General features: G+C 47.3%; 24 protein-coding genes. 11 read left to right on the forward strand and 13 right to left on the reverse strand.

Annotated features, from left to right (window positions below; translation table 11 throughout):
• Positions 1–52: 52 nt before the first annotated feature.
• Positions 53–2,482, reverse strand: coding sequence for a prolyl oligopeptidase family serine peptidase (locus tag LG272_RS01510; protein ID WP_126759732.1), 2,430 nt, complete (start codon positions 2,480–2,482; stop codon positions 53–55).
• A gap of 207 nt (positions 2,483–2,689) precedes the next feature.
• On the opposite strand from LG272_RS01510, the gene LG272_RS01515 reads away from it, so the two are divergent.
• The 5 genes from LG272_RS01515 to LG272_RS01535 all read left to right on the forward strand — a co-directional run bounded on the left by LG272_RS01515 (position 2,690) and on the right by LG272_RS01535 (position 6,771).
• Complete coding sequence (locus tag LG272_RS01515) at positions 2,690–3,172, forward strand: BCAM0308 family protein (protein WP_130202361.1); 483 nt, start codon at positions 2,690–2,692, stop codon at positions 3,170–3,172.
• 122 nt (positions 3,173–3,294) lie between these two features.
• Positions 3,295–3,942, forward strand: coding sequence for a glutathione peroxidase (locus tag LG272_RS01520; RefSeq protein WP_233340166.1), 648 nt, complete (start codon positions 3,295–3,297; stop codon positions 3,940–3,942).
• An 85-nt stretch (positions 3,943–4,027) separates the two neighbouring features.
• Positions 4,028–5,059, forward strand: a complete 1,032-nt coding sequence (locus LG272_RS01525) for a GtrA family protein (RefSeq protein WP_404409184.1) — start codon at positions 4,028–4,030, stop codon at positions 5,057–5,059.
• A 96-nt stretch (positions 5,060–5,155) separates the two neighbouring features.
• Complete coding sequence (gene mscL / locus LG272_RS01530; protein WP_126759735.1) at positions 5,156–5,605, forward strand: large-conductance mechanosensitive channel protein MscL; 450 nt, start codon at positions 5,156–5,158, stop codon at positions 5,603–5,605.
• A gap of 29 nt (positions 5,606–5,634) precedes the next feature.
• Complete coding sequence (locus tag LG272_RS01535; RefSeq protein WP_404409186.1) at positions 5,635–6,771, forward strand: DSD1 family PLP-dependent enzyme; 1,137 nt, start codon at positions 5,635–5,637, stop codon at positions 6,769–6,771.
• Here the strand turns inward: LG272_RS01535 and LG272_RS01540 are convergent.
• The gene (locus tag LG272_RS01540) at positions 6,760–7,419 is read right to left on the reverse strand and encodes a cupin domain-containing protein (protein ID WP_404409188.1); all 660 of its coding nucleotides are present in this window, start codon (positions 7,417–7,419) and stop codon (positions 6,760–6,762) included. The two genes, LG272_RS01535 and LG272_RS01540, sit on opposite strands and share 12 nt — an antisense overlap.
• A gap of 25 nt (positions 7,420–7,444) precedes the next feature.
• Positions 7,445–7,627, reverse strand: coding sequence for a DUF2892 domain-containing protein (locus LG272_RS01545; RefSeq protein WP_126759738.1), 183 nt, complete (start codon positions 7,625–7,627; stop codon positions 7,445–7,447).
• Between the two features lie 171 nt (positions 7,628–7,798).
• Here LG272_RS01545 and LG272_RS01550 point away from each other — a divergent pair, with 171 nt between their 5' ends.
• A complete protein-coding gene (locus LG272_RS01550) occupies positions 7,799–8,242 on the forward strand; it encodes a hypothetical protein (RefSeq protein ID WP_404409190.1) in 444 nt (147 codons plus the stop codon).
• Between the two features lie 72 nt (positions 8,243–8,314).
• Entirely contained in the window at positions 8,315–9,232 is a 918-nt protein-coding gene (locus LG272_RS01555) for an META domain-containing protein (RefSeq protein ID WP_404409192.1), read from the forward strand.
• Here the strand turns inward: LG272_RS01555 and LG272_RS01560 are convergent.
• The 4 genes from LG272_RS01560 to LG272_RS01575 form a co-directional block, all read right to left on the reverse strand.
• A complete protein-coding gene (locus LG272_RS01560) occupies positions 9,229–9,909 on the reverse strand; it encodes a dUTP diphosphatase (RefSeq protein WP_126759741.1) in 681 nt (226 codons plus the stop codon). The two genes, LG272_RS01555 and LG272_RS01560, sit on opposite strands and share 4 nt — an antisense overlap.
• A 61-nt stretch (positions 9,910–9,970) precedes the next feature.
• Positions 9,971–10,573, reverse strand: a complete 603-nt coding sequence (locus LG272_RS01565) for a 4'-phosphopantetheinyl transferase family protein (protein WP_404409194.1) — start codon at positions 10,571–10,573, stop codon at positions 9,971–9,973.
• 14 nt (positions 10,574–10,587) lie between these two features.
• Entirely contained in the window at positions 10,588–11,220 is a 633-nt protein-coding gene (locus tag LG272_RS01570) for a peroxiredoxin (protein ID WP_126759743.1), read from the reverse strand.
• 30 nt (positions 11,221–11,250) lie between these two features.
• Entirely contained in the window at positions 11,251–12,147 is an 897-nt protein-coding gene (locus LG272_RS01575) for an MBL fold metallo-hydrolase (RefSeq protein ID WP_404409196.1), read from the reverse strand.
• Between the two features lie 150 nt (positions 12,148–12,297).
• Between LG272_RS01575 and LG272_RS01580 the strand changes: the two genes are divergently transcribed.
• A complete protein-coding gene (locus tag LG272_RS01580; RefSeq protein WP_233340165.1) occupies positions 12,298–13,047 on the forward strand; it encodes a sulfite exporter TauE/SafE family protein in 750 nt (249 codons plus the stop codon).
• Here LG272_RS01580 and LG272_RS01585 read toward each other — a convergent pair.
• The 5 genes from LG272_RS01585 to LG272_RS01605 all read right to left on the reverse strand — a co-directional run bounded on the left by LG272_RS01585 (position 13,028) and on the right by LG272_RS01605 (position 17,044).
• Entirely contained in the window at positions 13,028–13,969 is a 942-nt protein-coding gene (locus tag LG272_RS01585) for a YeiH family protein (protein ID WP_404409198.1), read from the reverse strand. The two genes, LG272_RS01580 and LG272_RS01585, sit on opposite strands and share 20 nt — an antisense overlap.
• Positions 13,970–14,001: 32 nt before the next feature.
• Positions 14,002–14,868 (reverse strand): MBL fold metallo-hydrolase, encoded by an 867-nt coding sequence (locus LG272_RS01590; RefSeq protein ID WP_126759745.1) that lies wholly within the window; start codon positions 14,866–14,868, stop codon positions 14,002–14,004.
• Positions 14,869–14,951: 83 nt separating this feature from the next.
• Entirely contained in the window at positions 14,952–15,494 is a 543-nt protein-coding gene (locus tag LG272_RS01595) for a DUF3365 domain-containing protein (protein ID WP_404409201.1), read from the reverse strand.
• A 10-nt stretch (positions 15,495–15,504) separates the two neighbouring features.
• Positions 15,505–16,032 (reverse strand): response regulator transcription factor, encoded by a 528-nt coding sequence (locus tag LG272_RS01600; RefSeq protein WP_404409203.1) that lies wholly within the window; start codon positions 16,030–16,032, stop codon positions 15,505–15,507.
• Positions 16,025–17,044 (reverse strand): sensor histidine kinase, encoded by a 1,020-nt coding sequence (locus LG272_RS01605; RefSeq protein ID WP_404409205.1) that lies wholly within the window; start codon positions 17,042–17,044, stop codon positions 16,025–16,027. Before LG272_RS01605 ends, LG272_RS01600 begins: the two co-directional genes overlap by 8 nt.
• 137 nt (positions 17,045–17,181) lie before the next feature.
• On the opposite strand from LG272_RS01605, the gene LG272_RS01610 reads away from it, so the two are divergent.
• Together LG272_RS01610 and LG272_RS01615 are read left to right on the forward strand one after the other, a co-directional pair.
• Positions 17,182–19,182: a TonB-dependent copper receptor gene (locus LG272_RS01610; protein ID WP_404409207.1), complete on the forward strand. Its 2,001-nt coding sequence runs from the start codon at positions 17,182–17,184 to the stop codon at positions 19,180–19,182.
• 54 nt (positions 19,183–19,236) lie between these two features.
• Positions 19,237–19,956, forward strand: a complete 720-nt coding sequence (locus tag LG272_RS01615) for a YebC/PmpR family DNA-binding transcriptional regulator (RefSeq protein WP_404409209.1) — start codon at positions 19,237–19,239, stop codon at positions 19,954–19,956.
• 112 nt (positions 19,957–20,068) lie between these two features.
• On the opposite strand, the gene LG272_RS01620 is transcribed toward LG272_RS01615, so the two are convergent.
• Positions 20,069–22,219 carry a S9 family peptidase gene (locus LG272_RS01620; RefSeq protein ID WP_404409211.1) on the reverse strand — a complete coding sequence of 717 codons (2,151 nt, stop codon included), beginning with the start codon at positions 22,217–22,219 and terminating at the stop codon, positions 20,069–20,071.
• Between the two features lie 247 nt (positions 22,220–22,466).
• Between LG272_RS01620 and LG272_RS01625 the strand changes: the two genes are divergently transcribed.
• Complete coding sequence (locus LG272_RS01625) at positions 22,467–24,500, forward strand: diguanylate cyclase domain-containing protein (protein ID WP_404409213.1); 2,034 nt, start codon at positions 22,467–22,469, stop codon at positions 24,498–24,500.

A 24,500-nucleotide genomic window follows, 5' to 3' on the forward strand; every position in this document is an offset into this window, starting at 1 on the left:
AACCCCAATAACTTTGCAATTATTGGGGTTTTAAAGTCACCGAAAATAAAATTTACTTCTCTTCTTTTAAGTAGGTATCGAGCCAGCGTGTTTGCTCCCACAACATGTGCAGAATTGATTCACGTGCACGATAGCCATGAGACTCATGCGGTAACATCACCAAGCGCGAACTGCCACCTAAGCCTTTAATGGCTTGATACAGACGCTCAGACTGCATCGGGAAAGTACCTGAGTTGTTATCGTTAGAACCATGAATCATCAACAATGGCTCGTTGATTTTATGCGCATGGAAAAACGGTGACATGCGAATGTACAAATCAGGGTCATCCCAAACAGTACGTTCTTCACGCTGGAAGCCAAATGGCGTCAAACTGCGGTTGTACGCGCCACTTCGAGCGATACCGGTGGTGAACAAATCACTGTGCGCCAGCATGTTTGCTGTCATAAAGGCGCCGTAGGAGTGCCCGCCAAGTGCTACACGTTCTGGATCTGTCACACCGCGCTCAACACCCGCTTGAATCGCCGCTTTACCGTTCATCACCAATTGCTCAATGAAGGTGTCATTCGGTTGTTTATCACCCTCCCCAACAATTGGCATGGTGGCGCTATCAAGCACCGCATAGCCTTGCGTCGCGAGGTATTGCGGACCCCAATAACTAATGCGAACGAATTCATATGGCGAACCCGAAACTTGCGCTGCGGCAGCTGAACTCTTGTATTCGCGTGGATAAGCCCAAACCATAGTCGGCAATGGACCATCGCGGTCTTTGTCATAACCAGCGGGTAAATACAGCTCCGCAGACATTGGCAAGCCATCTTCACGCTTATAAGTAATCAGTTCGCGCGTAATGCCTAATGTATGTGGCATAGGGTGCGGCGTTTCTGTCAAAGCGCGAAGTTTGTTGTCATCGAGATCGCGAACATAGAAGTCTGCAGGATCATCGACACCTTCACGTTGCGTCAAGAAGGTAAGCTCTTCGGCATCAATGATGTCACGCGGCTGCTCAAAATATGGTGCTTCACTGCGCCACAAACGCTCGCTCTCGCCGGTTGCAAGGCTGTAGCTGTCCACAAATGGACGGTCGCCTTCGTCGGAAGCGCCAGCACCTCTTAGCAACATATTGTCGCCATCAACATACAGTAACGTTCGACCATCTTGTTGCACGGTGAACGGTTGACCTGGATCGTTATAGCGATCTTCCCACGAGCGTTCCCAAACAAGTTTCGGCTCGGCTGCGCCTGTACCATCCACCAACCAGAGCTTCTCATCGCGGTCCGCCCACCAACGTTCCCACACCAACATGGTGTCAGCATCAGCAGCCAATAAACGCGAGTATCGCTTGCTTAAATCGAGTAGTTTTTGCGGCTCTTCGTTAAACGGCGCTGCTTGTTGATACACGCGGTCACGAATTTCAGTTTTAACAGCTGGATCGCCTTGGTCGGCGGCTTCTGCCCAAACTAAGGTGGCATCCGCGTCGTTACGCCAGCTAATCGAGCGGCGTCCTTGTTCAACCGCGTCAAAAGCGATCGGTAAGTTATCGGCCAACGGTTGCTCAGCAACGGTATAAACCGCTTTGCCACTCGTATTCCAGACTTTTGTTGTGACTGGGAAGCGGTACCAAGGCACGGCATAAGAGTATGGGCGTTCAATATTCGCAACCAGCAAGAACTCGTCGTTTGGCGAGGTGCTTACGCTACGATAAATAGCCGGCTCACCGACTTCTTTCGTACGACCATTCACGCCAACAAAACTGATTTGGCTGGTGAAATAATAATCAAACAGCAACTCATCTTGTTTATTCTGCAGCAAATCTTGATAGGTACGACCAGGAGCGTTACGCCCCATACTCTCAGTGATGACTGGGCCGGTCGGTACTGTCTTCAGCGCTGGTTTCTTCATCCCACTTGCTACGGTGTAGGTATACAATCCTGCACTATCATGGCGCCACTCTAGCATCGGCCCCCAAACGGCATTCAACGACTGCTTGGTTAAACGCTTCGCTCGAGTTTTTTCAATATCGACAAGCCAAAGTTCAACGTTTTCAGCTGTCATTTGTGCAAACGCGACATAGTCGCCATTAGGCGCCCAACTGGCGCCAATAATTTTCAATTCTTCAGGTAACCCTTTAATGCGCAGACTCTCGCCTGAATCGACATCAACGAACCCTAACGAGCTTATGTATCGAGCTTGGCTAACTGTATAGTTGGCCGGATTGATGCGACGTCCGGCCAGTTTCAGCTCGTCAGCGGCAACGTCCGCAATAGTTGGCAGCGACGGATAGTTCATCACCATCAGCAAATCACCATTTGGACTCAAACTACCGCCAGGTGACGGAGCAGCATCAACAATATCAATTAGCCCCTGACTTGGCTGCTGGTAATCAATTTTAACTGGATTAGCATTAATCGGTGCTGAGCTTAACAAAAACGAGCCAAGCCCCAGCGCTAATACCAATGCATTCAATGCGGAAGGTTTGTTCATAAACAATGCCTTTTTGTTGTCTTTAGTTGTTGTTATCAAGTTAACACAATTTTACAACTGGCCGTTTTCCTCGAACGCAAACATCATGTGATTCAACGCATTATTACTAACTAATTTTGTTTTCGAGAGGGAAGTTCGACAGTCTCACAATCACTAACTATACTTCGTTCACTATTGGTACAGCGAGTTGTATCGAGGAGGTCAATCATGAGCTCTCACTTTCCCAAAGATCCGCAAAAAACGCTTGGTCAACGAGGCGTTTGGCAACCCAAATTATCGCCACACAAATTAAAGAGTCCGTCGGTTTGTTCACAGTGTGGTGTGGTGTATCAAAACTCTCGTTGGCAGTGGCTCGAGCGGCCAGAACCTGATGCCGCAGAGGTAATCTGCCCGGCATGCGAATTAATTCAAAATGGGCAGTCAAACGGTCGCTTGAAGCTTGCCGGTGATTTTTTTCAAGCGCACCGAGATGAAGTGCTCGGGCTTGTTCGACACGTCATCGAAGTCGAAACCAAACAACACCCTCTGAACCGACTTATTGATCTGCACTCTGATGCTGATGAAACAGTGCTTACTTTCACGGATGGTCACCATCCAAAGCGAATTGGTCATGCGCTAGAACAAGCTTATGATGGAAAGTTTGAAATTAGCTATAACGAAGATTACTGTGAAGCCTCGTGGCGGCGCTAACTTGATATGGCTCATATGTCATCGCGATCAAAGTGATCGTTTTTATCACGATATCGCTATTACTTGGTGATCGTCGTATGTTGTAGTTCATCTTTCATCAAATTGTTGTGGAGCTTTTTACAATGAAGCAACCGGTTCAAACTAAAATTGGCAAGCGCATTGCGCTAATTGCGGCAGCAGGCATTGCTGGTGTTACCTTATTTTCAGCTGTTGCCGGTGGCACGCAAAAAGAGGTGACAACAGCGCAGCGTGCGGCACAGAGCTTTGCTACAACGGATAAAGAATGTTTAGCAACGTTCGACCACAGTATGCGAGCGTTACACTCGAAAGATAATCACAACTTATGCGAGCTAACAAAGAATCGCGTCGTGATGGTGGTAAATACGGCAAGCAAATGCGGCTACACAGGTCAGTTCGAAGGGCTTGAGGAGCTCTATCAAGCCTACAAAGACGAAGACTTCGTTATTTTAGGATTCCCTTCCGACTCATTTCGCCAAGAGCATAACGAAGAGGAAGAGACAGCAACAGTTTGTTTCGTTAATTTTGGCGTCACGTTTCCAATGATGGCAACAACGTCGGTAAAAGGCGACGAAGCAAATACAATTTTCAAAGCACTGACTCAAGCTACCGAGCAAGCCCCTGGCTGGAACTTCCATAAATACATTGTTTCGGCAGATGGAAAACAGGTAACGAGTTTTCCAAGCAAAGTAGAACCCATGGATAAACGTATCACTGAGGTGATTGATCGCTACTTAAGTTCAGCTGAATAGGCCTTTAGCAAACGACTCTTATATTGCGCTCATCCCGGTTTGTGGTCATTATCTTAATAACCACAAACCAAAGGATGAGGACTTTGTGTCAAAGCCAGTCATTGTAATACCTGCATACAATCCAAATAACGAACTACCGCACTTAATTGAAGCGTTGCAGGAATTTCGCCAACACTATGACAGTATTGTCGTCATCAATGACGGTAGCGCCAGCGCTGATGTTTTTTCCCGATTACCGCAAATTGATAATTTGCATGTACTCACCCATGACGATAATCGTGGCAAAGGTGCCGCGCTGAAATCTGGTTTTCAGTGGATACTCGATAATAAACCCAACAGTCTCGGCGCGATAACTGCCGATGCAGATGGCCAGCATTTACCGACAGATATTATTCGGGTTCTGGATCAATTTCGCCAGAACCCTCAGGAGCTCTGGCTTGGTAGCCGAAATTTCAAACGCCGAGGTATTCCGTTTCGTTCATGGCTTGGCAATACGTTTGCTCGTTATACCTTTCGTCTGGGCTTGCGTATTCATATCCCTGACACCCAAACCGGATTACGTGGCATTCCAATCAAGTTGCTCAATGCATTGGTTCGCACGCCAAGCGATCACTATGAGTTTGAACTTGATATGCTGATTTTAGCTAAGCAGGAAGAGGTTCCATTTCGCTCGATTGAGATCACGACCGTTTATGAACAAGGTAACGCCAGCAGTCACTTTCGCCCAGTGCAAGACTCCATCCTAATTTATAAAAAATTCCTGAAGTTTTCTGGTGTCGGTATTGCATCGGCAGCGCTAGACTATGGTTTATTCGCTCTCGTTTATGGATTGACTGGAGAAATTCTATTCGCAATTGCCTCCGCAAGACTTGTTTCCGGCATTTTTAACTTCACACTCAACCGACAATGGGTATTTGGTAAAGGCCGTTCGCTCGCCACTGATGCGTTGAAATACACCACACTCGCTATTGTGCTTGTCTTCGCAAATTATCTATTTACGAAAACCCTTTACGCTGTTGGATTATCCCCATTTATTGGGAAACCCGTTGCAGAAATCATTGTTTTTCTGCTGAGTTATCGCTTTCAGAAAAAGTTAGTGTTTCGCCGTAGTGTGTAATCTGGCTCTGAACATATCTTTTATCCCAAATATCGCCTATAACATATAACACTGCCGCAACAATGGGTTACGGCTATTTACAGTGAGATGACGCTTATGTTGAATGAATTCAAAAAATTTGCCATGAAAGGTAATGTTGTCGATATGGCTGTAGGTATTATTATTGGCGGAGCTTTTAGTACAATTGTGAAAAGCTTTGTTTCAGACATTATTATGCCACCGATTGGCTTGTTGCTCGGTGGTGTCGACTTCACCGATATGTTTGTTGTCTTACGCGAAGGTGTCGAGAATGCGGGCCCTTACGTGGCGCTTGCTGATGCCCAAGCTGCCGGTGCGGTAACAATAAATTATGGTTTATTTATTACCAACACCATTAGCTTTTTGATAGTAGCATTTGCTGTGTTCTTCCTTGTGAAAGGCATGAACACACTACGCACGAAAGAAGAGGCTGCGCCGGTCACTACAAAAACCTGTGAATTTTGTGCAACAAGCATTCCGTTAGCGGCAAAACGCTGCCCTGCTTGTACATCGGAGTTATCTTCGTAACCAATTTTGATTACCTATAGGTTGTATCCATGACTGATGTTGTGCCGTGGCTTGAAACTGAACAAACGCCTTTTTTATTGATCGACCAGCAACGTTTCCTTCGTAATGTTGAGCGATTACAACAACATATTTCGGCGCTTGGGTGTCAGCTACGGCCGCATCTCAAAACCTTACGCTCGATAGATGCAGCGGGCTATTTATTACCAGATTTATCCTCACCGGCAACGGTATCGACCTTAGCAGAAGCCGAGGCTTTTGCCGATGCGGGTTATAGCAACTTGCTATACGCCGTAGGTATCAGTGCGAATAAACTCAGCCGAGTTCGAGCGCTGCTTGAACGTGGCGTTCAGTTACATATATTGCTTGATAGCATTACGCAAGCCGAAGCGGTCGTCGATTATGGTCGAAACCATGGTGTTTCATTTTCTGTGTTCATTGAAATTGATTGCGACGACCATCGCGGTGGGTTGCCTCCGCACAGCGCACTCATCGGTCGTATAGCCCAATTACTTCACGATAATGGCATGATTGTTACCGGTGTTATGTCGCATTCGGGCGGCTCGTATGCTGCAACAACAACGGCAGAGATTGCGCAAGCCGCAGCACAAGAATGCGCGGCAATTCGTCTAGCAGCAGAACAAACTCGTGAGCTTGGCATTGATTGCCCGATTCTCAGCGTCGGTTCGACACCAACAGCGCATTTTGCCGAAGATCTAAGCAACATCACCGAAGTTCGCGCTGGGGTGTATACCACATTTGATTTGGTTATGTATAACCTCGGCGTCTGCACTCTCAGCGATATCGCCATGTCGGTTGTAACGACGATCATTGGCCATAACGCAGAAAAAAACTGGGTATTGGTCGATGCCGGTTGGATGGCTCTGTCACGCGACCGTGGCACGGCATCGCAAAACCAAGATTTTGGTTACGGCCTTGTCTGCGACAGCAACGGCGTTCCGCTAGACAATGTTTGCGTCACCAAAGTTAATCAAGAACATGGGGTTATTGCGCTACCAGATAGTCTCACCGTGCAAGACTTCCCCATTGGTACCCAGCTACGTGTATTGCCAAACCACGCGTGTGCGACTGCAGCCATGCACCAACATTACGTGGTGGAAACCACGCAACATCAACGCGAAATTTGGCCGCGCATTTTAGGTTGGTGATAACGGTAAGTGACCGGTTTTTACGTAGATGATTGTTTCCTGCTCAACGAATGGCGTATGCATACTTAGGTGTGGGCTGCGTATCCATGTTCCAGTTGGGTAGCGCCCGTTCTCATCAATAAACTCGCCGCTTAGCACCAAGATTTCCTCTCCGCCGAAATGCCGATGTGGTTTGAATACTTCGCCGGCTGGCCATTTCACCAACGCGCAATGTTCAGTTTCATGACTATGTAGTGGTATCACCTCTAAATTTCCCTGCCCAGGTAGCCAAGGCGTATTTTTGGTATCAATACGCACCACATTACGGTCAGTATCAGAAAATTGGTGGAGCTTGACGAATAATGTACAACCTTGCTCACTAAATGGGGCATGCGATGAGCCCGGAGGGTTGCGAATATAGGTACCGGCTGGGTAGTCGCCATGCTCATCGGAGAAGACGCCATCGAGTACAAAAATCTCTTCGCCCAACGGATGTTGATGGGTTTGAAAGGAAGCGCCGGGCTCATACTTTACAATACTGGTTGCGCGGCCACGTTCTGCTTCTTCGCGTTCAAGTGGCTTGCGCAATACACCTCCAGCTGGGCTTTTGACCCAATCGAACTCAGCGCTTCGAATCACAATTCGTTGTGAGAAATCCATATTTAACATGGAACTACTTTCTCCTTGAAACAGCTTATTTTACTGAACAGGTATTGATACCCAATACTTTGTACAATCCACAAAAACGAAAGATACCCGTTGCAAGTACGACTGCACCAAGAATCCACCACAGATTTCCCGCAGAAACGCTCCATGCAATCAGTGCGATTCCAATGATAATTCGAATAATCCGATCCGGTGTTCCGACGTTGACCATAAAGCCTCCGATGTTTTTTAGTTATTACTAAAGAAAGTAGTCAATAGATCGCTCAAAGGAAAGAAAATATCTGTGCCTTATCAAGAAAAGGTAAAGCTTCAATTTGCTATTTGAAAGTTGAACTATACTCAGCGAGCAGTGCAGATGACCTGTAATTACGGAGAATTGATTATGAACTACGTTAAACTTTCAGTTTTTATTGTAATGGCAGTACTTTCTTCATCAGCAATGGCACAACAAAGCCAAGATTCTGAGCAAATGCGCGAGCAAACTAAAATGATGGATCAGCAACATCGAGAAGCTCGCCTAGCAGAAATGGAAGCCATGCGTGAACAACGTAAGGCGGAAATGGAGATGATGAAACGAGATCGCAAGACCCAAGCTCAAATGATGAAAGAGGATAGTAAGCTCTTGCGTGAAATTCATAAGGACGAAGAAAAAACGCTGCGTGTAATGCACAAAGAAGAGATGGAAATGATGCGCGAAATGCATAAGGAAGAGCGCGAAGCGTATAAACAAATGGAAAAGTCTGAAAAAGACCGTGCGAAGGCAATGAAAGATCGCATGAAAGAGAACGATAAACGGAAGAATAGAGATAAAAAAGACGATTATTAAAAAATGGAATCATTCACTTGAAACACGGTCATAACAGATAACATGGGCGTCAGTTAGGTGAAGGATTCTAAGATGCGTTTGATTTATGCATTATCAGCGCTTGGTAGCATCATTGTTTTAACAGGTTGTGATAACGCACCGCAATCGACCACAGTTGAGTACGGTTGCGGTGCACTTGACGTAGAAGCAACCTTTTCAAATCAAAACGTCGAACTTCGGTTTGGCGATCAACGTGTTGCGCTCGATGCCAAAACGAGTGCATCTGGCGCGCTATACGTTAACCAACAACAAGAGCTTGAGTTTTGGAATAAAGGCTCACAAGCACAGTTAACCATCGCTGGGCAGCCTTATCCGCTGTGTATCGACAAAGCAGGCCTTCCGCAACAATTTAGTGCGCGCGGCAACGAGCCCTTCTGGCTTGTGCACGTCAATAATGGTAGCGCATCGCTACGTCAGCCTACTGGGGATCGTGATTACCCGAAAATAGAAACGTCTCGACTGAACGATACCTCTCGAAATACTTGGGAAATAAAACTACGCACTGACGAAGTACTGCAAATTTCAGACGCTATTTGTCGCGACTCCATGTCCGGCATGCCTTATCCATACACAGCAAAATTAACCCGTGATGATACATCGTTCAGTGGCTGTGCGGGTGAGCCACAACGACTCCTTTCGGGGGCATCGTGGCAGTTACACGCTAGTGAGCTCGATAAGCCGCCGACCATTCAGTTTATGAGTGACAATTCGGTATTTGGTTACAGTGGCTGCAATCGTTTTCAAGGTAACTTTCAATTAAGTGGTGAGGGGCTCAGCTTTAATCCGTTAGCCGCTACGAAAATGATGTGCTCGCAGGAACAGATGTCAGCCGAGCAAGCGCTATTTGAAGCGCTTGATCAAGTGACCGGTTTCGAAGTGGGTGACAATGGCAACACGTTGCAATTGCGCAATAACAATGAAACGTTGCTGCGCTTCGTTAAAGCATCTTAAGCGACTTGCTCGTCATAGTGACTAAGAAGCAACTGCTGAGCTTGTTGTAATGGTTGAGGCGCATTAATAATTGCTTCTTCGTGCGCCTCAAGCAACTCCATCATCACTTCGTTATCTTCACGACCTTGCCACATTTTAATGTAAGTACCCTGCTTATATCCGCGTTGTTGACGTAAGTTATTAAGGGCATTTTTACCAATATAGGTCAGGTAAACTGTGTTCGCATCACCATAAGCATCAATGAGCGCGGCAAATAACGTCGCGAAAAAAGCACTTCCGCACTGTAACGCTTTGGTCGCATCGCCATCTTTCGCAAGGGCGACGACGATTTCTTTACCATCGTTAATCGTTGCCCCGCCAGTGGCGCCTTGAAGAACCAGTGCAGCAACTTCTTCTGCCGCCTGTTCATGATTCAAGCCTCGCGCACAGGCATTTTCGACCGCATCAGATATGGCGAAATGCAGGATATCGATGAGCTCCATATTGGCTTGCGCCCAATCGGCTGATTGCTTCTTCCACCATTTGTACGCTGTATGCTCAAAATACTCGCCGAGTTCGACCAATATTGCTTTCACGTCGTCGCGTTTTACTTGCGGATTTTCCGGATAAGACGGATCGATGACTTGGTTAAACGCAATTTGCATTTCAACCAATTGCTTTGCTTGTTCTGGAGTCATGGCGCTCTCGTTAATGGTAGATCGTATAAAGGATTATGAAAGCAAGATTACCATTGAAGGCTTAGCTGGGAAAGCGTTGAAAACTGACTGAGTCGGTAAATTTCGGCGTGTAACAACACAACATAAAATCATCGTGATGTTCATGTGTCGCATCAGTTTGGTAGTTCGCAACTGGTCGTTTGAGTGTTTGTAACAGCAGCCCCTGCTCAGCCTTTGTCACCGCCTCAGCAAGAGTCCACCGTTCAAAAAATCGTTGCCAATGCTCAGCAGACAAATCGGCAAAAAAACCATCTTGGTAATTCGCGACAAGTTCAGCTAAACGCTTGCGAGGTTTAATGCGTTCAACATCAACACCAACCACATATTCAGGGCTTGCGGCAACTAAAACGGCACCCCTGGTATGACTAATCGAGCACTGCCATGTTTGACCGCCAACGGAGAGTAACGGCGCACCGTTTTCTTGGCGGGTTATCGATACAGCGCCAGCAGCACAATGCCAAGTAGTGCAGACAAGCCAACGTAATAAGCCACGCCCAGCAAGAAATTGCTGTTGACGTGGCTCTTGTCGATAAGCTTGCGCCGCCTCGCGTTCAGCTTCAGTTACCCATGCCTCAAGCGCGGGGAGTAACGTATCAAAATTTGTTGAGTAGGCGGTCGCAATCATTCATCAATTGAAGGTTATTTGTTTACGCTAGTGTAACGCAAATAAGGCTTCACGGTTTTAAAACCTTGTGGGAATTTTTTCTTTGCGTCTTCCATCGATACGCTAGGTGGAATGATCACATCACCGCCCACTTGCCAATCAGCCGGACACGCCACGCCGAATTGGTCGCCGGTTTGCAATGCGTCAATCACACGTAGAATCTCGGTGAAGTTACGACCAACGCTCATTGGGTAGGTCATGGTTAGACGAATTTTGTGGTTCGGATCAATGATAAACACCGAACGCACCGCCGCGGTCTCACTTTCGCCTGGATGAATCATTTCATACAGCGCGGCTACTTTCTTGTCTTTGTCTGCGACAATTGGAAACTGCAGGTTGGTGTTTTGTGTTTCATTTACGTCGTTAATCCAACCTAAGTGTTCTTCAACGGTATCCGTTGAAAGACCCAAAGGTTTCACACCACGCTTCTCAAACTCACCTGCAAGTTGCGATGTACGTCCCATTTCTGTGGTACACACCGGCGTATAGTCGGCAGGATGACTAAAAAAGAATACCCAAGAACCTTTTGACCACTCATGAAAATCAATTTCACCTTTGGTGGTTTCAATTTTAAAATTAGGTGCGATATCGCCAATACGTAATCCCATTTTCATTTCCTCTTTTCTGTTAAGTACCAATCAAAACTTATTCGCTGGTATTTTAAAGTACGATGCACCGTCAGCCTCTGGCTTAGGCAGTTTACCGGCGCGTAAGTTCACTTGCAGCGCGTGTAACATGCGGTCTGGCAAAGCCAACGTGGCATCCCGCGCATCACGTTGTTCACGATACTGCGCTTCGGTTACATTCCCTGCAAGATGAATATTTTCTAACTTATGCTGTTTGACTGTGGCTTCCCATTGTGGCTCACGACCATCTTTGCCATAGTCATGCCCGACAAATAAGCGCGTGTTCTCTGGTAACGACAAAATGCGTTGCAAGGTTGCCCACAGATCTTTGGACGTGCCTCCAGGAAAATCTGCTCGCGAGGTACCGCTATCTGGATACATGAACGTGTCATGCACAAACGCTGCGTCACCAACAATATAAGTAATTGAGCCTAAAGTGTGTCCCGGAGATAGCCAAACTTGCACATCGAGTTCACCGATTTTGAATGTGTCTCCTTCATTGAAGAGATAATCAAAGTCATCACGGGGTGAAAATTGGTTAGGTAAGTTATAGTAGTCGCTCCAAAGCTTCGCAATTTCGTTAACTTTTTCGCCGATGGCATTCGGTGCGCCAGTTTTCTCTTTCAAGTAGTACGATGCCATCATATGGTCAGCATGCGGATGTGTGTCCAGTACCCATTGCACTTCGAGATTGTTTTCATTCACTAACTCAAGCACCTGATTTGCGCTTGAAAAGTCGGTTCGCGCTGAGCGCGGATCAAAATTCTGTACCACATCGATTAAAGCAGCTTTGCGCGTTGCTGGATCAGCAACAACATATTGAATTGAACCAGTGTCGGCTTCATAAACACCCCAGACATCTGGTGAGTTAGAGCCAGTTGATGGGCTAAAACGAATCATGTTTTTCATAACACCCTCCTTATTTCGTATATTCCTAAAGTAAGTGCTATGATGATATTTCGCAAGTTGCAATGGTCGATTTTCGTAATCGGCTCACTCGATTGAAAGATTGTTGTTTTTAGTGTCTCATAGTCGACATAACAAGTAGGAGAAGGCTTCATGATTCAAGCGATTATTGGCGCGATACTAATCGGCTTAAGCCTCGGCATTTTTGGATCGGGTGGCTCTATCCTTACGGTTCCTGTCTTACTCTATCTTGTGAACATGCCTGCCAATCTCGCCATTGCATCGTCTTTGTTGATTGTTGCATTCATCAGTTTGTTTGGCGGGTTATTAAGTGCTCGCAAGAAGATCGTCTCATGGCCACACGTTTGGTTGTTCGGTATACCGGGCATGATTGGTGCCTACGCTGGCGCATGGGGCGGTGCGGCGGTTGATAGCCGCATTCAGCTCTTAGTATTCGTTGTGCTGATGGCTATTGCCTCGGTGATGATGTGGCGCGGTCGCAGCACGACCGATACACCAAATGATGTGAAAGTTGTTCGCGTGATTATTGACGGTCTCGTGGTGGGAGCAATAACCGGATTTGTTGGTGTTGGCGGCGGCTTTTTAATTGTGCCCGCGTTGGTACTGTTAGGTGGCGTACCGATGATTCTCGCTATTGGTACCAGTTTGATGATTATCGCGCTGAAATCCTTTGTTGGCTTTGCCAAATACTATGCGGCTCTTAGTGCACAAGGCTATGAATTCGATTGGGTCATTATTGCGATTATTTCCATCGCCGGCATTGTCGGAAGCTATGCGGGTGCGTGGATTGGCGCTCGTTTACCGCGACAGAAACTGCAAAAGGCATTTGCTGTGTTTCTGATTTTAATGGCTATTTTTGTACTCAGCCAGTCAGTACTGTAAGCCACACTAACGATAGCGTCGCAATAACTAACCATAACACAACGGCCAAAAGCAGCGGACGCCAGCCAGCTGCTTTAAGCCGTTCGACGGTAATGCTCGCCCCCACCAAATACAAACAGAAAACCAGTAACTGCTTACCAACGCTAAACGTAGCAGCGTATAGAGTATCGAATTGCGGCAGCGATGACGCAAACAACATGGCGGCGATATAGCCTGGAATGAACCACGGAACAGTGATGTTGCGTTGTCCTTCGGTTTTCGTCATGCGCTGGTAGACAAGCGCCGAAATGAGTGCCAATGGAATGATCCAAAGAGCTCGCGCCAGTTTTAACGTTGTCGCCACTTGTAATGCGTGGTCGCCGTATGCTTGTGCCGCGCCGACCACCGAACTGGTATCATGAATGGCAATGGCCGCCCACACACCAAATGTTTGTTCGTTGAGACCCAAAGCGGTGCCAATGATTGGGAAAACTAACAAGGCAACAGCGTTGAGAGTAAATACACTGGCCAGCGCTAGAGCCATTTGATCGTTTCTGGCATGAATGGCTGGGGCCACTGCCGCAATCGCACTACCACCACAAATGGCCGTGCCTGAACCCAACAGGTGACTCGTGGTGGTGTCCATTTTAAATAGTCGACCGAGCCCCAGCGCCAACAGCAAAGTCACCACAATGCTAGTGACCATCAATGCAAAATAATCACTGGTCACCTGCCAAGCCACATTGAGTTGCACACCAAAGCCCAACGCCACAATCGCAATTGCGAGTAGCTTTTTCACCAATATACTTGGTTGAATATACGGCGGAATGGCACTGAAGTGGGCCATCAGCGCGCCGAGAATTAAAGCAACCGGCGCACTGATCCAAGGCGTCAACGTTAGAATGCCGACAAGCCAAAACAATGCCGGTTTAATATGAGTCACAACTCACCTTTGCGGTGGAGATTGACGCTTGCTTAGAGTTGGTCAATCGGCAATTTTAAATACACTTTGCCGTCTGCGTCTGCTGGCGGCATGTGTCCCGCCCGAATATTAACCTGAATTGACGGCAAAATCAGCCGCGGCATCTCTAAGGTCGCATCGCGTTCCTCACGCATTTTCACAAATTCAGCTTCCGTCACGCCATCGTGAACGTGCTTGCTGTGTTGACGTTGCTGCGCCACGGTAGTCTTAAACTCATGCTCGCGCCCTTGTGTCGGATAATCATGGCAAATATAAATTTCCGTTGTTTCAGGTAATGCCAAAATTTTCTGAATCGATTGATACAGTGTGCTTGCGCTTCCGCCAGGGAAATCGCAACGCGCGGTACCAACATCAGGCATAAATAACGTATCGCCCACAAAAATTTTCTCTTCATCGACGATGTAACACAAATCTGCTGGGGTATGCCCTGGAGTATGCATGACACGAAACGTCATCGAGCCGACTTTAAACGTTTCACCATCCTTGAATAGATGATCAAACTGATGACCATTCGGTAGGAATTCTTTTTCGAGGTTAAACACATCTTTGAAAATTTTCTGCACATCTTTGATGTGCTCGCCAATGCCAATTTGGCCACCAACCTGCTCTTTCACAAACGGAGCTGCAGATAAGTGATCGGCATGCGCATGCGTTTCCAACACCCATTCTACTTGCAATTTTTCAGCTTTGACAAAATCAACTAAGCGTTGAGCGCCGCGTGTGCTCGTACGACCCGACTTGTAGTCAAAATCTAAGACCGGATCAATAACAACGGCTTTTCGTTCATCCTCACGGTAAACCACATAGCTAAACGTTTCGCTGTCATCGTCCAAAAATGCTTTCACTTGTACTGCTGACATCACTCAACCTCATCAAGAAAATTGATTAATTTAGTAAATACTAAACTACTTTTTACGCGGGTTAAACCCGTTTGGTTCAGATACTACTCAAGCCAAGTTACGACGAACGAGCCGCGCAGATCACCAACTTCAAAACCTGTTGCCGCATCGTTCGGATAGTTCTCAAGCACCGCCTGTTTCACCTCAGGATTAACTGCGCTGCCATGGCACGCGGCACACTGGGGTTGCATAACGATTGCACGCATGTACTGTTGTTCACCGTTGCTTGTGGTGTAAAGCACTTCTGGTACTTGGCTTGGCTCTTTAGCTAGTCGCTCAGCAAAGTACTTCATCACGGCCTTTTGTTCCCCGGTTGGCGCGTTTTTTGGGTTTCTCACACGCAATGCAGTACGAGCAACAATAACACTTTCAGTACTTAGTGATTGAGCAATTTGAGGTGCTTTTTCATTACAAACTTGAATGGCATGAACAGGCCCTTGTGCTTTCATAGCTGCCATTAGCTCAGCGCCAAGTTGTTGCTGCAATGCTTGTGATAATTGACGCGACTTTTCAATCGTTTGACGATCATCGGCAAGCACGGTGGTGCTCAATAAACTAACGGCTAATGCTAAGATTGTTCGTTTCATAATCGGTACCTCACTGCTTTAGGGGTGAATGCTTGCTTAATTTGCGTTGCAAAGTGCGGCGGTGCATACCGAGCGCCCTTGCGGTGGCAGAAATATTACCTTGGTGTTCTTGCATAACACGTTGAATGTGTTCCCACTCTAATTGGGCTGGGGTCAGTGGCTGGTCACTCAACTCAGGCGGCAATTCCTCGTCTGTTGCCAGGGTTTGCAGCAAAACCTGCGTTTGTATTGGCTTGGCAAGATAATCGGTCGCTCCAGCCTTAATCGCTGCTACTGATGTGGCAAGGCTCGCATAGCCAGTTAAAATCACTAGATTCTTAGGATTAAACCGCATTTTCAATGGTTTGATTAGCTCTAAACCGTTCGTTTCACCGAACTTTAAATCTAAAAGAATATGATCGACTTGCGCACAAGGCTGCATATCGAGCTCGGCTTTCGTCGCTGCTGTCACCACTTGATAGCCCGCACGTTCCAGCCGACTACTCAGCGCCTGCAGCAGGTTAATGTCATCATCAATAATCAGCACGGTGTCAGCCATGACGAGCCTCCACTGGCATACAAATCTCAGTCACGGTGTGCCCCGACTCAACATGCCAACTTACAGTACCGCCGAACCGCTCAAAGGTTGCATAACTCAACATCGCGCCAGCGCCAACACCACGGCTACTTGGCAGCAGCTCTCGCCCTAACCCACGCTTTCGAGGAGCATCAAGTGGCTCGCCCTCATTACGAATAATCATCTGCCAAGTGTTCTCAACAACTTGCGTTTTAACGTCGATTTTCGAATCGAGCGGCGCTGCATCGGCAGCGTTGTGCAACAAGCTTAAAATGGCTGGGATTAATGTTCGATCTGCTTGAATAACACAGCCAGGCTGTTCATCGTCATGCCAATGCACACGAATATCGGGACGGGCAATCAGCAATGCATCGCGAACCTGCTCAACGAGTTCGTTTACTTGCAGCTCAAGTACACGGTGAGTCCGAACATCTTCGGCCACTTGCCGCCAATCTAATAGCAAGTTGTGAATACGCTTAATTTGCTGCTCTGCTCGCTGCAAGTCTTCATCGTTTGGATAGCGTTGCCGCACATCTTCAAGCATAAACTGTATGGTCTGGATGGGCGTGGCAACCTCATGACTGAATTGCGCCGCAGCGGTACCAATAGTTACCAATTGTTCGTCGCGATGTTGGCGCTGATGCAAGGCTCGTAAGGCTTGTTGCTGACGCACAATGCGCACGCGCAAGATATGTAAGGTCACCCCAAGGAGCAAGCCAGCGAAAATTTGACCATACACCATTGCCCTATAGTGGGTATCCATCTGATGATGAGTGGGTAGTGGCGCCTGCAGTTGCATCAGTTGACCAACCACGCCTACAACAATGACCAACCAGGCTAAACGAAAAGGTAATAGCAACATGGCAGCCGCCATCGGGACTAGAATCAATACGGCGTAGGGGTTGGTTGCCGCGCCATTCAGCCAGATAAAGCTGTTAGCGAGCATTGTGATGAACAGTAATATGAATGCCGTTAAAATATCCCGTATGGTCAAATGTTTTAGCTCCTTCTTAAGTACCTCTTAAGTATGCATCAGATTGACAAGAATTCCAGCTGCGACACTTTGCCACATCCTTTTTGAAATCAATCAGTTGATAATTCGCGCATTCACTATTTACAAGGAATGCCGTTATGCTCACCACACTCTCCTTAATGTTGTTACTCAGCCAACAAGACGTTGACCAAACCGAACTAGAGCGCATTGTTGTTACCGGCGCTCGCCCGTTAAGCTCAACTGAATTGGTAAAAGATCCGAAAGCGCCGCAGCAGCCTTTACCTGCGCATGATGGCGGAGACTATTTAAAGGCCATTCCTGGCTTTTCGCTGATTCGCAAAGGCGGAACTAGTGGCGACCCAGTTTTTCGGGGCGCGGCCGGTTCACGCTTAACCATTAATAGCGATGACCAAATGGTACTTGGTGGCTGCTCTGGTCGTATGGACCCGCCAACAGCCTATATCAATCCACAAAACTATGATCAGATCCGCATCATTAAAGGGCCGCAAACCGTGCTGTATGGTCCTGCGGCAGGCACAGTGTTATTTGAACGCACCAGCTATCAATTTGAGCCTAACCAGAGCCCAGGGCAAGTCAGTGTCGTCGGTGGTTCTTGGGGGCGACTCGAAGGCACTGCCGACTATACCGCCGGCAATGACAATGGTTTTTGGCGCCTCAACGCCAGTTACAGTGAAGCCGACAACTACGAAGATGGTGCTGGTGTTGAAGTGAATAGCGCTTATCAACGTTGGGGCGTTGATACGCAAGTTGGTTGGACACCGGATGATGATACAGTGGTTTTGCTGACCCTTGGCCAAAGCGGCGCAGAAGCCGCCTACGCGGACCGTGCTATGGATGGTGCGCTATTCGACCGCACCAGCGCCAGTTTGCGTTGGCGCGAAAGTTACCCTGTGAGCTGGCTCGCCGAACTCGATACGCAAGTGTACTTTGGTTATGTCGACCATGTAATGGATAACTACAGTTTACGAACCTTTACGCCAACCATGGCAATGCCTAATCCAAGCGTGAAAAACCCAGACCGCTATACCCGCGGCGGTCGCATGGTGGCTACTATTGACAGCGATTTTTGGTCGAAGCTTCAACTTGGTATCGACCACCAATATCATAGTCATCGCGAACGCATGACTATGAATCAACCAGTTAAACCTTATGAAGAACGTTCGCGCCTTGCCGATGCCGTTATTGAGCAAACCGGGCTGTTTGCCGAAGCAAGTTTTGCGCCAACCGTCCGTAGCAAGTTGTTTGGTGGCGTGCGCTTAGATAATTGGAAGGCACAAGATCAACGCCAGTTTTTAGGCATGATGCATGCACCACGTCCGAATCCGACCATGGACGAACGTCGCGATGATGACTTAATCAGTGCCTTTGTTCGCTATGAATATACCGTTGACGCGCATCAGTGGTATGCCGGTATTGGTCGTGCCGAGCGGTTTCCTGACTTCTGGGAGCTGATCGGTAATCAAAACATGAGCACCACGAGCGCCAGCTCTTTTCATACTAGCTCGGAGCTTACCCATCAGCTCGACGTGGGTTACCACTACCGCCAGAGTGAAGTTGAATGGATTCTCAGTGGCTTCTATAACCGCGTCGATGATTTTATTCTGATTGAAAACGGCATGATGATGAACCCTGATTTGGTTCGGGCAATTAACGCCGAAAGCTGGGGCGGTGAAGCCATGATCACTTACCGGCCGTCAGCAAGTTGGTTACTGGATGCAAGCTTTGCATACACTCACGGTAGCAATTTAACTGATGAACGCCCGTTGGCACAGCAGCCACCGCTAGAACTAAAGCTTGGCGCAGAATACAAATACCACGATTGGACATTTGCTGGCTTGTGGCGCGTGGTTGATAATCAACACCGAGTTGCCATTGGCCAGGGCAATATTGTTGGCAATGACTTCAAAGAAACAGCGGGCTTTGGCACTTTAGCACTCAATGCCCACTGGCGCATTTCGAACAGTTGGCGGATTAGCTTTGGTGTTGATAACGTACTGGATAAGCTTTATGCCGAGCACTTAAGCACTGCCGGTGCCATGGTTGCCGGGTTCGAACAAACCACACAGGTCAACGAACCAGGTCGTACTTTCTGGTTTAAGCTGGATTATCACCTGTAACTGGGTATAAAATTGCCAACTTCATTTATAACCAAACATGATTGAGAGCAATTTATGGGTCGCGCGTATCAAAACCGAAAAGATTCGATAGCCAAAACGGCCGCTGCAAAAAGCAAAGTTTACAGCAAGTACGGTCGTCAAATTTATGTCGTGGCAAAGCAAGGCGGAGTCGACCCCGATGCGAACTTGCAGTTACGTAGCTTGATTGATAACGCCAAGAAGGACCAAGTTCCCGCACACGTTATCGAAAAAGCGATTGATAAAGCCAAAGGCGGTGCCGGTGAAGATTACTCGCCAGCCATGTATGAAGGCTTTGGTCCAGGCAATTGTATGGTTATGGTTGACGCACTTACAGATAACCCGAACCGCACCATTGGTGAAGTACGTAACTGCTTCACCAAAACCAAGTGCAAGCTCGGCGCACCGGGTAGCGTTTCCCACATGTTTGATCACTGCGCTATCTTGCGATTCGCTGGCGACGATGAAGACGCGGCGCTTGAAACCCTGATGATGGCCGATGTTGATGTGACCGACATTGAAACAGACGAAGGCTTTATTACCGTATTCACACCGCACACCGAATCACATAAAGCGAAAGTTGCGTTACAAGACGCCTTCGACGGTATCGAGTTTGAAGTCGACGAAGTTCAGTATCTGCCGCAAATGATGACTGACCTGACAAGTGAGGAAGATATTGCGCAGATGGAGAAGTTGCTGGATATGCTGAATGATTGTGACGACGTTCAAAACGTCTACCACAACGCCCAGTGGTAAAGAGCAACGACGATATTCGTTATTAGATATTGGATATAAGAAAGGCGAGCTTGGAAATTCTAAGCTCGCCTTTTTCGTTTCGGCGTTTTTTCTAATAGCTAATATCTAATAGCTAATTGCGCTCTTGCAGTAGATTTAGGATGAAGGCGTATTCTTCTGCAATTTCCTTCATTCGCGCAAACCGACCGCTACTACCACCATGCCCTGCACTCATATTGGTTTTGAACATCAGCGGGTTTGCGTCGGTTTTGTGGGTACGCAATTTAGCAACCCACTTCGCTGGTTCGAAGTATTGAACTTGCGAGTCGTGTAATCCGGTGGTGACCAAAATTGCCGGATAGTCCTGCTTCTTCACTTGGTCATACGGTGAATACGACAGCATGTAGTCGTAATACGGTTGATTTTTTGGATTACCCCACTCGTCAAACTCATTGGTCGTAAGCGGAATGCTCTCGTCTAACATGGTGGTTACCACATCAACAAACGGCACATGGGCCATTAAGCCGCGATAGTGTTCCGGTGCCATGTTCGCCACGGCGCCCATTAATAGGCCACCCGCACTGCCGCCCATGCCGAAAACTTTGTCTGGGTGTGCATACTTTTCGGCAACAAGGTGCTTGGTTACGTCAATGTAGTCGGTAAACGTATTAATTTTCTTCAGAAGCTTACCGTCTTCATACCATTGACGACCCATTTCTTGACCACCTCGAATGTGAGCAATGGCGTAAACAAAGCCACGGTCGACAAGGCTGAAAATGGTGGAACGGAAATAAGGGTCAGAGCTACTACCGTATGAGCCGTAGGCGTATTGATATAATGGCGCAGAACCATCTTGCTTGAAGCCTTTTTTGTACAACAGCGACACCGGAATTTTTGTACCGTCTTCTGCGGTTGCCCAAGTGCGTGCAGTTTCATAAAGACTTGCATCAAAGTTTGGTACTTCGTTTTGCTTTAATAGCTCTTGCTCACCGGTCGACATATCGTAAGCATATACCGTCGACGGTGTGGTTAATGAGCTGTAGGTATAACGCAAGGTGTCGGTATCTTGTTGCACGTTACGCTCAAACACGGTGACGTACGCTTCTTCGTCGGAAGCAATAAACTTCGCTTCGTCTGGTGCATCCCAAGGCACGATGCGAATGCGACGCAAGCCATCGCTACGCTCGTTAATGGCGAGGTAATTACTGAACACGGCGAAGTCTTGAATGAATACGTCATCGCGATGCTCGACTAGAGGCTGCCATTTTGTCTTATCGCCAATTTCTTCATGTGCAACTTGCATGACTTGAAAGTTCGGTGCATCTAAATCCGTGCGGATAATCCACCGACCATCGAGGTGATCAGCACTATACTGAAAATCGCGCTCTCGCGGCGCCAATACTTGGAATTTGCCATCAGGCTCATCCGCATCCAATACATGCACTTCTGTTGAAACCGTTTGATCCAAGTTAATCTGAATGTACTCACCGTCCGTGGTGTTGTTCACCCACATGTAGAACGTGTTGTCTTTCTCTTCATAAACCAGTTCAGCGGTATCTGCCGGCTCACCAATGCGATATTTCATTACGCGAGTAGACAATAAGGTTTGCGGATCATTTTCAATCACGAATAATGTTTCATTGTCTTTCGCCCACGCAATTGAAGCGGATAAGCCAGTTAAAGTCTGAGCGTTATCTTCACCCGTTGTTAAATCACGAATACGCAATTCATACTGGCGACGGCCGGTGTTATCGACCATGTACGCCATCAATTGCTGATTTGGGCTAACCGCCAAGTTGCCAACGTTCATATAGCTTTGGCCTTCAGCCAGCTTGTTCACATCGAGCACGACTTGCTCGGTGCCTTCTTGGTCAGCACGCACGTAAATTGGATACTCTTTACCGGCTTCGTATTTCACCGAATACAGGTAGTCACCTTTCTGGTAGGGCACCGAAGTATCGTCTTGTTTAATACGGCCAATAATCTCGCTTTCGAGCGTGTCTGTCAGTTCAGTGTAGTCCGCACGATAAGCATCGTAGTACGTGTTTTCAGCTTCTAAATACGCAAGTACATCAGCGTCGGTGCGACTATCATCACGTAGCCAGTAGTATGGATCTTGACGATTCCCTTGTGGTGACTCAACCACATATGGGCGTTGTTCCGCTATCGGTGGTTGTGCGGTCGTATCGTTCGTTGCAGTATTTTGTGAAGCTGGGCTACACGCAGCCAACCAGAGCGCTGAAAGAACTAAACTAGTTGTATATAAACGGTTTTTTAAAGCCATGTTGTTATTCCGAAGGAGATGGAAATTTAACTATACGGCGCATTTCTAAATGCGCAACAAATCAGTGTTACAAGTTGTTACACTTGCTCAAAAAATGAGGTATCATCGAGCGTATAACACATAAGATTAACATGCCATCTTACGAACGTTCATAGCGCGCCATTCGCCGCAATTGGGCACACACGTCCGACCACTTGTGTCAAACTGACGATGTTTTAGGCAAAGTTAACATCTAGTTGGAGGGCGGATGCCTAAATTTTTGTTTCTGATAGCACTGTTGTTGGGTCTGTCGTTTACCACCGTTTCAGCCCAAGAAGCGACTGTTCCTGCTGTAGACCAAACCATCGAAGATCGGCTCGATGCAGTGCTTAATGCCGCCAATACAGAAACATCACTCCAGCAGTTAACCGAAATTCGCGACGACCTTACTGCTGAAACACCGGTAATGACGCGTGTTCGTACCCTCAGTTATATTGCCCTTGATTACGCATACCTTGGCGACCAAGAAAAAGCATTAGAACAAATTGAGGAGGTTCGTCGCATTGCTGAGCGAAGCGGTTTACCTGACGCGATAGCTGAAGTTGAAGCAACGGCACTCTTAATTGTGGCCATGCAGGGTAAAATTTCGCAAGCCATGGCAAATCTCAATGACGCCTTAATTCCGCTTGAAAGTGCGCAAATACCTCGTGTGAAGTATTTTGTAAATAATTTCGCGGCTTATCTTTATCAGCAACGTAGTCAGTTTGATCGCGCACTTGAACACCTCATTTATGCGGCCGATGCTGTCGCTGAAACAGATGATTCGCGAACCCTAATTCGACTGGTTTCCACTAAGCTGCAAATTGCGAATCTCTACACACAGCAAAAAAGTTATGACTTAGCTATCGAGCAACTCGATGATGCGGAAAAGTTAGCAAACGAAAACGACCTCATGAAGCAAGTGGGTGCGGATATCATGTTGCAGCGCGCCTATATTGAAAGCGATCGTAAAAACTTCGACCGCGCGTTAGGAATTTACGCACGCCTGCGTGATCAACTTAAAGACAATCCCGATAACGTCGCGAGCTATCTCACCGTCCTCAATAATATGGGCGATGTCGATATTCGTATCGGCCGCTACGAAGATGCTCGACGCGTATTAGAGGAAGCTTACACCGTTGCTAAGTTGAACCCTCAACAATTTAAACCCGATATTATTCAATTTAATTTAGGTTATGTTGATGTTTTCCTGGGTGAGATCGAACAGGGTTTAAATGAAATGCGTCAGATTGTGGATGCTGCTCGCGAGGCGTGGGCACCATCTGAATTTGAAGAGCTACTCGGCGAGTATGCCGACGCACTTATTCATGTTGGGTTACATGACGAAGCAATCGATGTATTGATAGAGCAGCGCGAATTGCGAGAAGAAGCATACAAGGGTGATCAGCAAAAGAGCATTGCTGAATTGCAGAATCTGTATGATAGCAAAGACAAAGCCATGCAGATCGAGCTGCTATCGCAAAAAAATGAACTCAACCAACAGCTTATTGAAAATGAAAGTCAAAAGCGCACCATTTTAACGCTTTTCGTTGTTGTTGCTGTTTTTGCGATGATTTTAGTTGTCCTGTTATATCGTGCCGCGCAGCGTAGTAACCGGGAATTAAAAGTGGCAAACAGTAAGCTAGCTGAGCAATCCGTGCGCGACCCGTTAACCGGTCTTTTAAATCGACGCGCTTTACAGAATAAACTAAGAACGCCACATAAAGTTGGTCACGACGCGATGTTATTACTCGATGTTGATCACTTTAAACGTATTAACGATAACCTTGGCCATGCCGCTGGCGATGACGTGCTCGTTGAAGTTTCAAAACGCCTTCTGCAAGTTTCTCGAGAGTCTGATCTCGTTGTTCGATGGGGTGGTGAAGAATTCTTGATTTATTTAACCAATACCGAGCAAAGCAAACTGCCAGCAATGGCAAAACGCATGCTCGACGTGATTGGTTCCACCCCAATTCAGTCCGGTGACCGTGAAATCTGGATAACTGCAACGGCTGGCTTTATTAGTTACCCGTTTGCTGATTTGCATGAGAATCAAATGGATTGGGAAGAAACATTGCAGCTTGCCGATATGGTTCTTTATGCCGGTAAAGTTCACGGCCGCAATCAGGCGTGGGGTGTCATGGCGCTCAACAAGCCTTTCGCCGAAGTGCAAAAGCTACTTGAAACCGACTTACCTGGTGCCATTGAGCAAGATGCCATCAGTGTCGAAATTCTCCACGGCCCAGAACAACCAAAACCCTAA

The organism is Pseudidiomarina marina, from assembly GCF_044807045.1.
In the GTDB taxonomy this organism is placed as follows: Bacteria; Pseudomonadota; Gammaproteobacteria; order Enterobacterales; family Alteromonadaceae; genus Pseudidiomarina; species Pseudidiomarina marina.